Annotated in this window: 13 protein-coding genes and 2 pseudogenes; 2 read left to right on the top strand and 13 right to left on the bottom strand. The window is 60.6% G+C overall.

All coding sequences use genetic code 11. The features are described 5' to 3' along the window. Positions 1-179: 179 nt before the first annotated feature. Positions 180-797, bottom strand: a complete 618-nt coding sequence (locus tag BN1800_RS06285) for a GGDEF domain-containing protein (protein ID WP_244564447.1) — start codon at positions 795-797, stop codon at positions 180-182. Positions 798-1287: 490 nt separating this feature from the next. Here BN1800_RS06285 and BN1800_RS06280 point away from each other — a divergent pair. Beyond that, positions 1288-1509, top strand: a pseudogene (locus BN1800_RS06280) (HigA family addiction module antitoxin); the annotation flags it as partial. A gap of 113 nt (positions 1510-1622) precedes the next feature. On the opposite strand, the gene BN1800_RS06275 reads toward BN1800_RS06280, so the two are convergent. The 7 genes from BN1800_RS06275 to bglB form a co-directional block, all read right to left on the bottom strand. Further along, positions 1623-2708, bottom strand: a complete 1086-nt coding sequence (locus BN1800_RS06275; RefSeq protein ID WP_086995538.1) for an ABC transporter ATP-binding protein — start codon at positions 2706-2708, stop codon at positions 1623-1625. Between the two features lie 11 nt (positions 2709-2719). Beyond that, positions 2720-3772, bottom strand: coding sequence for a carbohydrate ABC transporter permease (locus tag BN1800_RS06270; RefSeq protein ID WP_027507856.1), 1053 nt, complete (start codon positions 3770-3772; stop codon positions 2720-2722). Next, complete coding sequence (locus tag BN1800_RS06265; RefSeq protein WP_027507857.1) at positions 3769-4797, bottom strand: carbohydrate ABC transporter permease; 1029 nt, start codon at positions 4795-4797, stop codon at positions 3769-3771. Before BN1800_RS06265 ends, BN1800_RS06270 begins: the two co-directional genes overlap by 4 nt. A 131-nt stretch (positions 4798-4928) precedes the next feature. Then, entirely contained in the window at positions 4929-6197 is a 1269-nt protein-coding gene (locus BN1800_RS06260; RefSeq protein WP_086995535.1) for an ABC transporter substrate-binding protein, read from the bottom strand. Positions 6198-6281: 84 nt separating this feature from the next. Continuing rightward, the gene (locus BN1800_RS06255; protein ID WP_086995532.1) at positions 6282-8765 is read right to left on the bottom strand and encodes a hypothetical protein; all 2484 of its coding nucleotides are present in this window, start codon (positions 8763-8765) and stop codon (positions 6282-6284) included. Further along, the gene (kduI, locus tag BN1800_RS06250) at positions 8762-9598 is read right to left on the bottom strand and encodes a 5-dehydro-4-deoxy-D-glucuronate isomerase (protein ID WP_027507860.1); all 837 of its coding nucleotides are present in this window, start codon (positions 9596-9598) and stop codon (positions 8762-8764) included. Before kduI ends, BN1800_RS06255 begins: the two co-directional genes overlap by 4 nt. Beyond that, positions 9595-10695: a beta-galactosidase BglB gene (gene bglB, locus BN1800_RS06245; protein ID WP_027507861.1), complete on the bottom strand. Its 1101-nt coding sequence runs from the start codon at positions 10693-10695 to the stop codon at positions 9595-9597. The genes kduI and bglB overlap by 4 nt, the downstream gene beginning before the upstream one ends. Before the next feature lie 114 nt (positions 10696-10809). Between bglB and BN1800_RS06240 the strand changes: the two genes are divergently transcribed. Then, positions 10810-11913: a LacI family DNA-binding transcriptional regulator gene (locus tag BN1800_RS06240; protein WP_027507862.1), complete on the top strand. Its 1104-nt coding sequence runs from the start codon at positions 10810-10812 to the stop codon at positions 11911-11913. Between the two features lie 87 nt (positions 11914-12000). On the opposite strand, the pseudogene BN1800_RS06235 reads toward BN1800_RS06240, so the two are convergent. From BN1800_RS06235 to BN1800_RS06215, 5 genes and pseudogenes are all read right to left on the bottom strand, one after another. Then, a pseudogene (locus BN1800_RS06235) lies at positions 12001-12207 on the bottom strand (IS481 family transposase); the annotation flags it as partial. Continuing rightward, positions 12204-13007 carry an ABC transporter ATP-binding protein gene (locus BN1800_RS06230; protein ID WP_086995529.1) on the bottom strand — a complete coding sequence of 268 codons (804 nt, stop codon included), beginning with the start codon at positions 13005-13007 and terminating at the stop codon, positions 12204-12206. The gene BN1800_RS06230 and the pseudogene BN1800_RS06235, both read right to left, overlap by 4 nt. 12 nt (positions 13008-13019) lie before the next feature. Beyond that, positions 13020-13724 carry an ABC transporter permease gene (locus BN1800_RS06225; protein ID WP_086995526.1) on the bottom strand — a complete coding sequence of 235 codons (705 nt, stop codon included), beginning with the start codon at positions 13722-13724 and terminating at the stop codon, positions 13020-13022. Next, positions 13724-14449, bottom strand: a complete 726-nt coding sequence (locus tag BN1800_RS06220; RefSeq protein WP_086995523.1) for an ABC transporter permease — start codon at positions 14447-14449, stop codon at positions 13724-13726. Before BN1800_RS06220 ends, BN1800_RS06225 begins: the two co-directional genes overlap by 1 nt. Positions 14450-14473: 24 nt before the next feature. Next, positions 14474-15172: a GntR family transcriptional regulator gene (locus tag BN1800_RS06215; protein WP_086995520.1), complete on the bottom strand. Its 699-nt coding sequence runs from the start codon at positions 15170-15172 to the stop codon at positions 14474-14476. Positions 15173-15295: the final 123 nt, after the last annotated feature.

Raw genomic sequence — 15295 nt, 5'->3', positions numbered from 1 at the left:
TTCGCCCTTAGCCGAGGTCCGCGCGGCCGCGATGGAAACGGTGACGGAAGGTCGGCAGATACACGACTGGTTGCATCCCCGTCCCTGTGAGGGATAAGACGACGTCCGCCGGAGGCAGCTGTGGTCTAAAGACCGTAAAGCCCGTTTATTCGCGGCAGACCCTAGCTGAAGCCTCTCGTTCACGAGAACAGCTCCCGGAATAGGGGTGGGCCAGCTTCTTCCTCAGCGAGGGCGGCGCGGTTAGCGGCCTCACGGAGTGCCTGAAAGTCGGCCTGATCCTCGAGCCTTGTACCGCCAAGCCGCACCGTCACCGATATCTGGCGCTCTTGTCCGGCTGTGAACGTGGTTTCTTGCACCCGCGCGCGGATGCGCTCGCAGATGTTGCTGGCATTTTCCGTTGTTGTGCCGGGCAAATAGATGCCGAGTTCGTCGGAGGCAAGGCGGGCGACGAGATCACCATAGCGCAGGGAAGAATGTACGATCCGAACAATCGATTGAAGCAGCGTATCGGCCCATTGCGGACCATAGCGACGACTGATCTCATCGAAATTACCGACATTGAGAACGAGCATGACGCCATCCGGGTTTTCCGCGCCGCTCACGCGCCTGCGGTCTATCGCTTGCTCGACTGAGTTCGCAAATTCGCTGGCGCGCAATGTATCCGTGACGGGATCATGACGGAGCGCGTACTGAAGTTCTTTTTGGGTATCACGAAGCGCTTCGTTGCGCAGACAGATTGCCAATTGAAACAGAAATGTGACGGCAGCCGATATTAACGCCACGGCGGTCAATTCCACCCAAAATGGAGGTTCGGGAACAAGCAGGCTCAGTGCCCAAACGAACACGGTCGCTCCAGTCGCAGAGGCAAGGGCGCGGAGCGTTGACATCTTGATATGCGGGGCGATTACGGCCTGGCGACAACGAAATTGCAGAGTCATCGGTTAACGGAGCTTTTGCAGTGGTCGCTACCTTTAAGGGCTTCGGTGAAACACCAGGTGAATAAATCCGATGGCATTTTAGCAATGGGCCACGAAGAATTTGATCGTCACGTGAACCAAATCACCGCCTGTGAGGCCCAGGCCAATGAGCTCATTTAAAAAACATTCGCACCTTCTGCGTTAACGCCGGGAGTATTTGCTTCAATCACAGAAAAACCGTGGAGGCCTGCGGCTCGATTGCCATAGGGTGAAAATTTACAAGTCTCCGCGCCATCAGGCCCCAACCGGTTCCAACATAAATCGCTCATCGTAGCGAGCTAATTAACCACCAAGCGCAAGCCGGCGAATGTCGGCCGAGGCTATGGGCGTGCAGCGCAAGCACGTCAACGAGTTGTGCGGGAACCGCAGGAACGTGACCGCCGCAACGGCGCTCATCCTTGCCCGCGTCTTCGGCAACAGCCCGGACTTCTGGCTCAACGTGCACCGGCGCAACGATCTTTGGGAGGTGATGAACACGCCCAAGGAGCGCGAGCGAGTCGAGCGAGCGCGCCCGTTGAAGCGCGCTGCATGAGCGGCGTTACGGAGCGACGACGGATGGTCAGTGTTTTACCCGTTCTATATGCCGCCGTTGTACCCGTCCGGAGATTTATGGGGCCATTACACAGAGCGACTTTTCCGGAACGATCAAACAGCGTTATCAAGGCGGAGGCCCTTCTCGTTGAACAGATGAAGCGGTGCGGCCGAGAGCGACAGGCGGAGCTCGCTCCCGATCGTCAGGTTGTGCTGGCCAGGTGCGACCACCAGAACCTTCTGCCCGGCTACATCAGCATGGATGACGGTTTCCGAACCGAGCGCTTCCACGAGCCTGATCTTGGCCGGAATGGCGGTCGGCTCGCTGCCAACCGCAATATGGTGGGGGCGCACGCCGACCGTGACCCGCGCGCCTTGGCCGAGATTGGTGCCGTTGACCGGAAGCTCGATCCGTTGCCCGCCGGGCAACGCGGCAACTGCCCTGCCGGACTGCACGGATTCGACCGTTGTTTCGAGGAAATTCATGTGCGGCGAGCCGATGAAGCCCGCAACGAAGCGGTTGGCCGGTGAATTGTAGAGTTCGAGCGGCGTGCCGACCTGCTCGATCCGGCCGGCGCGCAGCACGACGATCCGGTCCGCCAGTGTCATCGCCTCGACCTGGTCGTGGGTAACGTAGATCATTGTCGCCGCAAGCCGGGCATGGAGTGCTGCAAGCTCAGCGCGCGTTGAGCCGCGCAGCTCGGCGTCGAGGTTGGACAGCGGTTCGTCGAGCAGGAAGGCGACTGGCCTGCGCACGATGGCGCGACCGATGGCGACACGCTGGCGCTGGCCGCCAGAGAGCTGGCCCGGTCGCCGGTCGAGATAGGCCTCTATCTCCAGCATGCGCGCGGCTTCGCCGATACGCTCGGCGATCTCCGCCTTAGGCATCTTGGTGTTTTCCAGGCCGAAGGCGAGGTTCTGGCGCACGCTCATATGCGGATAGAGCGCATAGGACTGGAACACCATGGCAAGGCCGCGGTCGGCGGCCGGGATAGTGTTGACCACCTTGCCGTCGATGGCGAGTTCGCCGCCTGTCGGCTTTTCGAGCCCGGCAATCATGCGAAGCAGTGTCGACTTGCCGCAACCGGAGGGCCCGACGAAGACGACCAGTTCCCCGTCCTTGATCTCCAGGTTGATGCCATGGAGCACGTCCACCGCCCCGAAGGATTTCGTCACATTGGTGAGCTTGATATGACCCATGACGGCCTCCTCTATTTCAGTCCGGTTCCGGCAATGCCGGTGGTGATGAAGCGCTGCAGGAAGATGAAGACGAGGACGACTGGGATCATCGTCACTACCGTCATCGCCAGGATGAAATGCCACTGCACATTGAGCTCGCCGGAATAGATGCTGAGGCCAACCTGCAGAGTATAGAGTTCCTTGCGCGATAGCACGATCAGCGGCCAGAGGAAGTCGTTCCAGCGCCAGACCACGGAGAAGATCGCAAGAACGGCGAGCGCGGGTGCGGTCAAGGGCAGGATGATGCGCCAATAGATCTGCCATTCCGACGCCTTGTCCATGCGGGCCGCGTCGATCAATTCGTCGGGAATGGTCAGCATGTACTGGCGCAGGATGAACACGCCGGTCGGCGTCGCCACGGTCGGCAGGATGACGCCCCAGAGATTGTTGAAGAGGCCAAGCGCCGAGACGATCGAATAGAGCGGTACCATGATCACCGAGAGCGGCACCATCAGAGTGGCAAGGATGAGCAGCATGGCAAAGGTCCGGCCGCGAAACTCGTATTTGCTGAGCGCAAAGGCCGCCATTGAATTGACCACGAGCGTAATCAGCGTTGCCGTTACCGTCACGAAGACGGAATTCCACAGATAGCGGACGAAATCGAAATGGGTGAAGGGTTCGGTATAGTTCTCCGACGCGAACGACATTTCGCGGACCGGGGTGCGCTGCGAGATGTTGACCTTGACGATCTCGCCCGGTTTTTGCGGATCGATCATCTGGCTCACGATGCCGATGCGCCGGACTTCGGCGAGTGTCGCCTTGCTGCCATCCGGCAGCGTGACGTTGTAGAGATCGAGCGGCTTGTCATAGCCTTCGACCGTCACTTTCTGAGTGACGTAGGGCAAGATAGTCGGCGGGAATTCGGCAAGGGCTGCCGGCGACTTGAATGACGAGCCGACGAGCCAGACGGCCGGGCCGAACATGACGAACAGGCCGCCGACGAGCCAGACCCAGGTGACGATGTCCGTCCAGTGCCAGCGCTTGCCGCCCTTGCGGCGCAGGATGAATTCGGCAACGCGGCTCATTTGCGGGCTCCTTTCTTTTCACTGGAGCGGCTGAGGCCGAGCTGCATCAGCGTCAGCACGACGAGGACGACACCCATGAGGATCGAGGCCGCCGCGGCAAGCCCAGGATTGCGCAACTGCGTGGCAAAGCCGGTCTCGTAGATATATTGGGTGAGGTAGAGCGTGCTGGTGCCCGGTCCGCCGCCTGTCAAGACGTAGACTTCGTCGAAGATCTGCACGGCCTTAATAAGGACGAGGACGACCACGACGAGCAGGTTGGGCGCAAGCAGCGGCATGGTGATGCGTAGGAACGCCCGCGTCGGCCGGGTGCCATCCATTTCGGCGGCTTCGTAAAGATCCTTCGGGATCGCCTGCAGGCCGGCGAGCAGGATCAGCGTGTAAAAGCCCATATGCGCCCAGATCGACACGCCGATCGTGGCGGCAAAGGCCCAGTTGCGATCGTTCAGCCAGGCATAGGGATCAAAGCCGAAACCGTAGAGGCCGAAGTTCATCAGGCCCTGGCGCTGCAGGATCCATTTCCAGATCAGGCCGACAACAACAGGCGACAACAGCACCGGAAAGAAGAACACCGCCCGCCAGAAGCTGCGCGCCGCCAGCTCACGGTTGAGGATCAGCGCGGTCACGAGCGAGACGGCGATCATCAGGGTAACCTGGATGATGACGAACCAGCCGGTATTGCCGACCGCCGTCCAGAACGTGTCTTCGGCGCAGCTATTGGCATTGAGATAGTTCGTGCAGTCGAACAGCCGGGCATATTGATCGCCGCCGACGAAGCTGCGATCCGGCAGGAAGAGGGCAGTCCCACCGGTCATCGAATAGGCGAAGTTGATGAAGAAGGGCAGAAGAACGAAGATGCCGAAGATCAGCATGTTTGGCAGCAGGAAAAAGGCCGCCATGCCGCTGATCCCGGTGACCCTTTGCAACCACCGCAGCGGCGCGTCGATCAGCCCCATCGTGAAGCGCACCGGCGCGAGAACGACTTCGCCAATACCGGAGCCGGTTTTTCCGGGAACATCTGCGTTCATTGCCCACCTCCCAGCGGCAGGTGGAAACTTACTCGTTTCCAGCTGCTGTCGCAGTTTGCAAATTGCTTCTCAAGACGTGCAAGTCGGGGGCGAGCGGCGACGCAGTTTTGCTGCCGCCGCTCGCCTCACTGTTAGCGGCCCGAGTCCTTGACCTTGGCCGCAATGTCCGCATCGATACGGGTGTAGGCTTCGGCCAACGGCATTTCGCCCGCCGCTGCCTGGCTCACTCGTGTGACCAGCGCCGCATAGTAGGTGTCCGACCAGAACCAGCCGGGCAGCTTTCGGGCGATATCTGAAAGCGAGCCGGTCGCCCCGACGAAGATGTTCAGGGCTGCCTTTGCCTGTGCATCGTCAGTCTTGAAATCCAGACCCTTTTCGACCACGCCTTTGTGCGCAGGCAGGAACAGCGTGCGTTCGGAAAATTCCTTCACGATGTCTTCGCGTGCCAGATAATCCATGACCTTGGCCACTTCGGTCGGATTCTTGGTGTATTTGACCGCGACCAGCCCAGCGCCGCCGGTCATGCCGGTGCAGTTTGCCGGACCGCAAGGGCTGCCGGTTGCGACCCAGTCGAAGTTCGAGCCGATCTTGGTCGAGAAGTTCGGGACCTGCCAGGAGCCGGAATAGTAGTAGGCAAGCTGGCCGTTGATGAAATCGTCGGCTCCGGCGCGGTAGGTCGAGCCAGCTGCAGACACCCAGACGTCCTTGCTCATCGTTCCGTCGCCGACCCAGCCGACGAATTTTTCGATGAACGCCTTGGCGCCGTCATCCAGCGGAGCGGGTTTTCCGTCGGCACCGATGTAGTTCGAGCCATAGGCTAGGATCGGCCCGCTCAAGCGGTGACCGGATCGGTCAAGCGCCATGGCGAAAGGCACCTGCTGGCTTTCGGCGACCTGCTTGGAGGCCCGGGCCCAGTCGTCCCAGGTCGCATCCTTGCCCGGCATGGCAATGCCCGCCTGGTCGAACAGCGTCTTGTTGGCAAAACCGCCGGCAAGCGTGATCTGCGTCATGAAGCCGGAAATCTGGTTGGACCCATCCGGACGCATCCAGTCGGCCTGAGCGCCGAAATTCGTGTCCCAGTACGCGGCGTCGGCGACCAGTGGGCGAAGATCGAGCCAATGCTGGCTCATTGCCTTCAGGTTGGTGACGCGGGCGATATCCGGACCGTCGCCGGCTTCAAGCTGCACTGGCAGCTGTTCGCGCACGACCGTGTACGACACGTTGTCGAGCACGACGTTGATCCCGGGATTTTCCTTCATGAAGCGGTCGAGCAGGTCTTTCAGCACCTCGCCCTCGACGCCATCGGAATACCACATGATGCGGACGTCGCCGGCGAGTGCCGCCGTCGACGTCAAAAGCCCGACGGCAAGCGCCGCCAGCAGTGTTCTGGTCTTTCGCATTGTCTTCCTCCTCTTCCGTGCACGAGCCCTTCTCCCGCTCGCAGGTAAACGTCGCGCCGGTTTCTCCTACCAGGCGCTTTGCTATCAGTTGGCAGCCAGCATGGCGACCTCGCCGGCAACCGTGAAGTCCTTGGGCGAAATGGTGCGGCCCTCGGCCTCGACCGAACCGTCGGCGCGAAATGTTACTGTGCCGTATTCCGGGTCCTCGATAGCGAGCGAGCCGTCTTCCTTCTCCTCGACTGCAAGAGCCGTGAACCGGGCTTCCACCGCGGCAAGGGTGGAGGCCTCGCAGACCCGAACGATCCAGCGGGTTTTTCTGCCGTATTGGCGCAGTTCCGCATTGGCGGATGGACCATCCTTGATCGCAACGAGATCGGTGCTGCCGCGCAACATCATCGCGCCGTTCCCGCAGCGCGCCAGCGCAAGGGTTCCATTGACGCTGCTCTCGTCAAACTCGCCAACCGGAAACCAAGCATGGGTGAAATCCGGCTGCTCTTCAAAGGTGGAAAAGTCGAGTACGGCTAGCGCTCGGTACTGGTGGGCGCGAGGGAGGGTGCCGCAACCACCCCAAAAGGACGGCCGACCGTACCCGAACTGAATCGTTTCACCGGGATGGTTGATCCAGACGGTCGCTTCTGGCCGCTTGCCGAGCCGCAGATGCAGCACGGTTTCCTGGTACCCCCATTCGTTCCAGCGGTAATGGGCAGCGGACCCCATGGCGAAATCGCGGCTCTTATAGTGATAGAGCGCTGCAAACCTGTTTTCACCTTGCGCGAACCGCCATTCCTGATGCTCGTCGGCTTGATGGCAGGCGACCATGCCAAGGTTTTCCGGCACGGTCAGGCCATTGTCGCGCAGACATACAGCGAGCTGCGGCAACGCGTGCACGCGGCGGCCGTACCAGCCCTTGCCCCAGAGTAGACGGGCAACACCCGAAAGCTCCAGAGAACGGTCGGCGCAGAGCGTGTGTTCGTAGGAACGCCCCTGCGCTGCCGTCACCATGCCGTGATGCGCCGAGCGGCCGATCACTTCGCATAGGCGAACGATGCCCTTCCGCGCGCGCTCGGCGATGTCGGTATCGGGAGACAGGGCGGCGAGCGCGGTCAGCCCCTTGAGGTCGATCGGGAAATAGGGGGCGGAGTTGAACTCCGCCATTTCCCAGGCTTCGAAATGGTCGAGCCAGGCGCGAACACGGGCAGCGCCAACGGCGCTCTGCTCGGCGCCTGTGCGGCCGGAGCGGGCAAAGGTCTTGTCGGCCAGAAGATGTCCGGCGAGATAGGCGGAGGTGTGGAACAGCAGTGCGTGGTTCTCCGAGAAATACCATTGCACATCGTTGCCGGGCTCATCCATCCAGTAGCGGAAACCGAGGATAGCCTGGTCGATGCGGTCGCGCGTCGCCTCGCCGATGTCCTTGCCCCAGACGGTGCGCGACCAGATCAGCGGAACAAGCGAGAAATCCGCGCAGTCGTGGCAATCCTCGATCGAAGGTAGGATCTCCTCGATCATAGCATCGGTGTCGGCGCCACTGCGGCCGCTTGCCAGCCGCGCAAAGGCGCGGACGGTATCGCGCTCGGAGAATTCCGAGATTTCGTCCAGCGTTTCGGTGATCCGTTCGGCAAGCGCTGCCGGTGCTTCGCCCTGACGGCCGGCATGGCAGATCTCGACGCCGAGCGAGCGCGAGGCGACGAAGCCGCCGGCCTTCAGCGTGATGCGGAAGTGACGGAAGTCCGCGGGGGCGTTTTCCGAGGGGCCGATGACCAGATGCGCATCGCCGGCCATGAGCACGAAGTCGTAGTCGAAGCGTTCGGTCGACATGAAGTCGCCTTCGACGGCCACGTTGACATCGACATCCACCGGTAAGGGCTCGGCGAGAAGCAGTGTGATGTCGCCTTCGAAATAGGCCGTCTTGTCGAAATGCATGCTTTCGAGGGCGGCCTCGATCGTCTCGGCGATCTTGCCTTCGATCGGCACGGGCACGGCGACGTTTGCCGGCGGTCCGTCGAGATAATCAAGCTGGAAGAAATAGCGCGCATCGCGTTCGGCCAGATCGTCGAAGAAGATGGTGACCTCGTTCAGTCCTTCTTTGAGCGGAAGGTCGAATTCAGCCTTTGCCTCGAGGTTGCGGCTATAGGGCGCCATCCAGCCGGTCTCGTTGCCATTCAGCCAGAGAACCGCGCCGCCACAGGTACCGAGGCGGACCTTTGCCCTACCGGCTTTCTCGGCAGCGATGAATGTGCGGGCAAAGGTGGCAAGTCGCGTCGGGCGGAACCAGAAGCCGGAGAGATCGAGCCGCGGCGAGCCGAAAGGCAGCCACCAGCGCGCCGCGTCGAACGCGCCGCGCACGTCCGGCCGCTTGCCGCGATAGGTTTCGGCGAAGATCGAGCGGCAGGGATATTCGTGCGGGATGAAGTTCTTATGCTTCGTCAAGAAGAAGAACGGGTCCATCTCACCCTTCATCGGGGCGTCGGGAACGTCGAAACGCTCCTCGGCGATCGCGCCGAGCTGCCAGTAGCGGATGGCTTCGCCGGGGTTAAGCTCACGGTCCATAAGTGATCTCATCGGGCTCATTTCAGTTCCGCTAGGGCCACCGGGGCCACATCGTTATATTCCTGGTTTTCTCCGGTCATGCCCCAGACGAAGGCATAGGGGCCGGTGCCGGCGCCCATATGGATAGACCAAGCGGGTGACAAGACGGCGTCGCCATTGGCGACGATGAGGTGACGGGTTTCTTCCGGGCGGCCCATCAGGTGGATGATGCGATCTTCCGCCGCCATATCGAAATAGCAATAGGCTTCCATCCGGCGCTCGTGCACATGCGGCGGCATGGTGTTCCAGACGCTGCCCTCGGCAAGATCGGTAATGCCCATCAATAGCAGGCAGGACGGTGTCACCTCTGGATGAATGTACATGGCGAGCCGTCGCTTGTTCGATCGGCGGCCGTCTCCCAGATCGATAGCCTTCGATCCCGCCTTCTTGATCAGTCGGTGGGGGATGTCGGCGCCGGCGGGCACCGAGTTCATGTAGAACCGGGCAGGGTTCCTTCCCGAGAGGCTCGCCATGGCAATCTCGCGCGCACCGCGGCCGAGATAGAGCACGTCGCGGTTTTCCAGCGTGAAGGACCGCCCGTCGACGGTCACGGTGCCCGTGCCGCCGAGATTGGCAATGCCCATTTCGCGGGCAGACAGGAGATAGGGCGTGCCGATCTCGGCGCCGGAGCCGAAGGTCACGCTCTGGGAAACCGGCATCGCGCCGCCGAGAAGCAGGCGATCGACATGCGTATAGGTGAAATTGACAGCGTCCGGCAGGAACAGGTCCGTCATCAGGAAGGCGCTGCGGAGCTGTTCCGTATCATAGGCTTTGACGTCTTCCGGTGCCGCTCCATACAGAATCTTCATCGTCACGCTGCTTGTCCTTCGGTGCCGACATGCTGCAGGCCTTCGGAAAGGCACAGGATTGCCAATGCCTGGCCGTAGCCGGTCGGTTGAATGGGGATATCCTTGTAGAACTGGAGATCGTGACCCATGCGCGTGCCGTAGGAGACGTTGAGCACGGTGCCGGTCTCGTCGATATTGTCCATCACCACCTGCAGGGCTTTCAGCCCGGCTTCACGCCATGCCGGCGTGCCGAGCCCGAGACGATAACCTTTCAGAAGGCCGTAGCCGATGCCAGCCGTAGCGGAAATCTCTTCGTAGGAGGTGGGATCGTCGAGCAAGGTGCGCCAGGCGCCGGACGGAGCCTGAAGCGCGAGCAGCGCATCGACCTGCGCCACGAGAACACCCTGCAGAAATTCTTTCACCGGCTTGCTGATCTCGGCGAGATCGAAGAAATCAAGTAGTCCCGCCGTGATCCAGGCATTGCCGCGCGCCCAGCGCGCTTCGGCAAAATTGTGCCGACCGTCAAAGGTCCAGCCGTGGAACCAGAGGCCGGTATTGGTGTCTGCGAGGTAACGCGTGTGGACGAGGAATTGCCGCGATGCCTCATCGACCAGTTCGGGCCGACTGCTTGCCTGACCGTAGGATGCCAGGAACAGGGCGACCATATAAAGGGTGTCGTCCCAGAGTTCGTTGTCGTTCACCTTATCGGAGACGTGATGCTCGAAACCGCCTTCCGGCGTGCGGCCCATGTCCGACATCACGCGGTTTGCCCAGTCGTCGAGGACCTGCTGCCAGCGGGGGTCGCGGGTCTTGGCCCAGAGCACTGAAAGGCCGAGCATCGGCGCGGTGGTATTGACGTTGAGTTGCGGCAGGCCCGCCTCGATGCGTGCCTGGTACCAGCCTTCGATGAGCTGCTGCAGATCGCGGCGGCCGGTGAAAAGCCAGAGCTTGATCAGGCCATAGAGGCCGACACCCTGCGGCCACTCCCAACTTTCGAAACTGATGTAGTCGCCGGCGGTTCCGTCGAGATTAGGTTCATGGAAGCGACCGTCGTGCTTCAGGCCGGTCGTTCCGGCAACAAGGCGATCGAGACCACCGCGAATATCGCGGCCATTCGGGGCCATGGTAATCCTCCCAACCTGTCCGCTCTTCGGCGGTTTCGCTGCCAAAATAAAGCCACGGGATTTTTTCTTGCGCAACCTGAAAATTTTTCTCATGATTGCGGCAAGGAGACGAGGATGACTGTCAAACCATTGCCGGGCAAACGCGGAAAGAAGAGCAAGCGTGTGCGTCTGGAAGACATTGCCGAAGCCTGCGGTGTTTCGCTGAGCACCGCCTCGCGTGCGCTTGCGGGCGAAAAAGGCGTCCGGCCGGAAATCCGCCAGCAGGTGCTCGAAGTCGCAAAAATTGCCAATTACGTCATTCCAACCGCGGTTGCGGGGCAGAAAGTCATTCTCGCCGCATCGAGCGCTGCCATGATCGACTATGTGCGCAACCAGTTCACGCTCTATGTCCTGGAAGGCTTGAAGGATCGGGCGCAGGCGCTCGGGCTCGAAATCATCACGCGGCCAATCGCAGGCAGACACGAGGAACTCGCCGTTCTGAAGGAGGCGCTGGATGATCCGCAGGTTGCCGGCCTGCTGTTTCTCACTGTCGATGACGAGGGCATGCTTGCCGCCACGCGCGGCTTTCACAAGCCTGTGGTCCTTCTCAATAGCGACGATCCGTTCATGCGGCTTTCCAGCGTCACGCCCTGCAACCGCTCAAGCGCACGGCTCGCCGCCGATCACCTGATCGATCTCGGCCACGAGCGTATCCTGTTCCTGATGCGGCCCGGCCGGCGCACCATCGAAAGGCGCTACGAAGGCTGGAAGGACGCCCTGCTGCATCGCGGACTACCCTTCGACGAGGGTCTCATGGTGCCTGTCGAAGACTGGCTTCCGGAGCTTGCAGCTCAAGCGGTCGCGGCGCGCATCGCTGCCCGAGGGCTCGATTTCACCGCCATACTGGCCGCCGGCGACAGCCTAGCCGTCGGGGCGATGATGGGTGTCCAGCAGTCCGGGTTTACTGTGCCGGGCGACGTTTCAGTGATGGGTATGGACGATCTTCCGCAGGCGGCCTTCCTCAATCCGCCGCTGACGACTATGCATATCCCAATGCGCGAGATCGGCTCGGTGGCGCTCGATCTGCTACGCGACAACCTCTCCAGCCTGCCCATGCCGCCGCGTCGCGTGGAACTTGCCTGCCATCTCGTTGAACGCGCGTCCACCGCTCGGCGCCGGCCTGTTTCAATTCACCAGATTTCTATGGATAGTCAGGATCGAGAGAGCTTTCCTCACTGACGGCGAATATTGGCAAGCCGCCGTGGTTTCAAGCCCCTGCAACCGATACGCAATGTCCGACCTAGAGACATCGGCAACAGAACGCACCTAACACATGGGTGACAACCTCCTGCCGAACCGGTTGTCGATGGTTTGCAACGTTCTCTGCTCCAGGTCGATATATCCCAGATCATGATGCATGAAGCTGACGAGCCAAATGCCGTCGTCGACGTCTTTGAGTCCCAGTTTCTGTCCGGCCAGCGCGGTCGAGATGTTGATCTTCTTGCGATAGATGCAGATGCCCGTTGCCGTCACTTTACATTCGACAGAAACTGTTTGAACCGCGCGGAGTTGGGCTGCCTGAACATATCCTCCGGGCGGCCCTCTTCCTCGACGAGTCCATTGTGGAGAAACATGACCTTGCTGGACACATCGCGGGCGAATGCCATCTCGTGGGTTACGACGAGCATAGTCCGCCCTTCCTCTGCCAGGGACCGCATGACCTTGAGAACTTCGCCGACAAGCTCCGGATCGAGCGCTGAGGTGGGCTCGTCGAAAAGCATGACCTTCGGACGCTGCGCCAGGGCCCGGGCAATTGCGGCTCGCTGCTGCTGGCCGCCCGACAGGTGTGCGGGATAGAAATGACGCTTATCGGCAATACCCACTTTTTCGAGAAGGGCTTCCGCCTCCGCGATACATTCTGCGCGATTGCGCTTTTGAACATGCACCGGCGCTTCAATGACGTTTTCCAGAATGGTCAGATGGGACCAGAGGTTGAAGCTCTGAAACACCATCCCGATATGCTGCCGAAGCCGGTCCACCTGCCGGCGGTCCGCCGGTTCTGTGCGTTGCTGACGTTTCTTTAGGCCAAATGTCTCACCGGCGATGGTGATTTCGCCGCTGTCGGGAACTTCCAGCATGTTGAGACACCTCAACATGGTCGATTTGCCAGAGCCTGACGAGCCCAGGATCGAGATGACATCGCCTTCATGTGCCTTCAGCGAGACGCCTTTTAGGACTTCCAGCGGGCCAAAGCACTTGCGAAGATTTTTGACGAAAACGGCGATGTTGGGCTTGATCTTGTCATTCGCCGTGGCAGTTCCCCCGTCAGACATTCCTGTTCCCATCTATGTAAGAGACTGCGACCGGAAGCGCAGATGCGGCGAAAGCCGATACTCAAGCGCCACGATCACTCTGGTAATAATGAAATTAATCGCGAGATAGATTGCCGCAGCGACGACAAAAACCTCGAACGCGCGGAAACTGTCGGCGATGAGCTTTCCCGCCAATCCCGTAACTTCCATGAGGGTTACGACCGAAGCAAGCGCGGTCGCCTTGACCATCAGGATAATCTCATTGCCGTAGGCAGGAAGAGCATGCCGGATGGCGATCGGAAGGACAATGCGTCTGAAGAGCAGCGTTCCAGACATGCCGCAGGCGCGGGCGGCCTCGATCTGCTGGTTCGAAACAGCCTCCAGCCCGCCGCGAAAGATCTCGCTGCAATAAGCGGCCGTGTTCAGCATCAATGCAAGGACCGCGCACCAATATGGATCGCGAAAAAACGGCCAGACACCAAGCTCCTGCAGTGCCGGGCGAAACTGGCCGAGGCCGTAATAGATCAGAAACATCTGGACGAGCAGCGGAGAGCCGCGAAAGATGAAGACGTAGGATTTGACAAATGCCTGGCTGACGGGTCCGCCGAGGACAGAGAGCAGGGCTAGCGCCAGAGCCAGAATGCTGCCCGCCAGAACCGACGTTGCCGCGAGCTGCAACGTCAGAGGCAATCCAGCCACGAGCGTTTGGAATGCCTCCCACATGAAGACAAGGTCCATCAGAACGCCCTCCGGGTGCCGCGCTTGGTTCTCGTCTCCAAGTGCCTGAACAGAGCCGTCGAAACCCATGTGATGACGAGATAGAGCACGATCGCGGCTAAATAGAAGTCGAACGGCCGTCGCGTTGAGCCCGCGGCGATCTGGGATTGGCGCAGCAGTTCGACTAGGCCGGTTATGGAGATCAAGGCGGATTCCTTCAGCACAAGCTGCCAGGTATTTCCCAAACCGGGAATTGCGTACCGCAGAACGAGCGGCGCGACGATGCGCCTGAACTTCGGCCAGGGGCGCATGCCGACAGCGCTGGCTGCCTCGAGCTCGCCGAGCGCCACCGATTTGTAAGCGCCACGAAGCACCTCGGCTTGATACGCCCCCGAGACGACGCCGAGAGCCAATGTACCGGTGAGAAAGGCCGGCATTCCGATGAACCCGTGATAGCCGAAGAAGGCGCCGGCATATCCAAGGAAGGCGCTGCCGCCGAAATAGAAAAGATAGACCACCAGAAGGTCCGGCACGCCGCGAAGGATGGTCGTATAGCAGTCGGCCAGCCATTGCATGAGGAGCGATCGGGAAAGCTGCATCGCCGCGACGAGAGAACCGATGATACCTCCGACGACGAATCCGCAAACCGACAATCCTACCGTCACTGCCGTTGCGGTAAGCAGCAGCGCGCCCCAGCCGCCTTCACCCAGGCCAACAAGACGCCAGTAGTTCTCGACGATGTCCATCGGGACCCCTATCTGTTCCGGGACTCAACCGGTTGTGCGACGATGAGCCCAGATGCGCTGGAGCTTCGACATGTTCTTCAACGAGCTTTGAACGTGCGCACGGGCTGCTGCATCCGCTGCCTCCGGATCACGCGCGCAGATGGCGTCTGCGATTGCGCGATGTTCGTCGAGATCGGTATGTTCCAGATCGACCCAGAGAACTTCGAGCCAAAGCGCCAGCCGCAGTTGCTGGTAGACCTGCTCGGTCACCCGAACCAGGGCTTCGTTTCGAGTGGATTCCGCGATTACCCTGTGAATATAGAGGCCGAGGTCCAGATTGCGCGCGGCATCGGCAGGCTTCTCATCGCCGCTTTCCCTGAGTTCTTCCATCTGGCGGACCACTCCGCGGATGCGGTCAAGGTCCCCGTCCGTCGCCGTGGCGCAGGCAAGTCGGGCAGCACAGACGTCCAGGGCTTCCCGCACGACCAAGAGATCGCAGAATTTCGTGATATCGAGATCGGTCACCGTATAGCCAATATTGCGCTGACCGACGATGAGACCTTCCTCCTCAAGCTTCATCAACGCCTCGCGAAGCGGCGTTCTGCTCACTCCAAAACGCTTGGCGAGGGTGCTCTCCGAGAGCCGCTCGGACGGACGTAGCTGTCCGTTCAGGATGAGTTCCTTCAGCTGCAGATAAGTGGTTTCGCGCAGCGAGCCGCGCTGCTCCTTTTTGGCCGCCTCCAAGTCAGTCCCTTTCCCCGTTTGCTACAGATCCGCGTTTGCTGGGAAAGCCGTAGCTTTTTTTCACTTGCGAGATCAAGTCGAATGCGATTACGTATACAATATTGCACACAGCAATCAATGTCT

Source organism: Rhizobium sullae (assembly GCF_900169785.1).
GTDB classification, from domain to species: domain Bacteria; phylum Pseudomonadota; class Alphaproteobacteria; order Rhizobiales; family Rhizobiaceae; genus Rhizobium; species Rhizobium sullae.
This window is presented reverse-complemented; position numbering and strand designations above follow the sequence as displayed.

Excerpts from the sequence above, each read along its gene's own strand:
- BN1800_RS06230 (WP_086995529.1), bottom strand. The coding sequence starts at position 13,007 with ATGTCTGACGGGGGAACTGCCACGGCGAATGACAAGATCAAGCCCAAC.
- BN1800_RS06260 (WP_086995535.1), bottom strand. The coding sequence starts at position 6,197 with ATGCGAAAGACCAGAACACTGCTGGCGGCGCTTGCCGTCGGGCTTTTG.
- BN1800_RS06275 (WP_086995538.1), bottom strand. The coding sequence starts at position 2,708 with ATGGGTCATATCAAGCTCACCAATGTGACGAAATCCTTCGGGGCGGTG.
- bglB (WP_027507861.1), bottom strand. The coding sequence starts at position 10,695 with ATGGCCCCGAATGGCCGCGATATTCGCGGTGGTCTCGATCGCCTTGTT.
- BN1800_RS06240 (WP_027507862.1), top strand. The coding sequence starts at position 10,810 with ATGACTGTCAAACCATTGCCGGGCAAACGCGGAAAGAAGAGCAAGCGT.
- BN1800_RS06225 (WP_086995526.1), bottom strand. The coding sequence starts at position 13,724 with ATGGACCTTGTCTTCATGTGGGAGGCATTCCAAACGCTCGTGGCTGGA.
- BN1800_RS06255 (WP_086995532.1), bottom strand. The coding sequence starts at position 8,765 with ATGAGCCCGATGAGATCACTTATGGACCGTGAGCTTAACCCCGGCGAA.
- BN1800_RS06270 (WP_027507856.1), bottom strand. The coding sequence starts at position 3,772 with ATGAGCCGCGTTGCCGAATTCATCCTGCGCCGCAAGGGCGGCAAGCGC.
- BN1800_RS06265 (WP_027507857.1), bottom strand. The coding sequence starts at position 4,797 with ATGAACGCAGATGTTCCCGGAAAAACCGGCTCCGGTATTGGCGAAGTC.
- BN1800_RS06220 (WP_086995523.1), bottom strand. The coding sequence starts at position 14,449 with ATGGACATCGTCGAGAACTACTGGCGTCTTGTTGGCCTGGGTGAAGGC.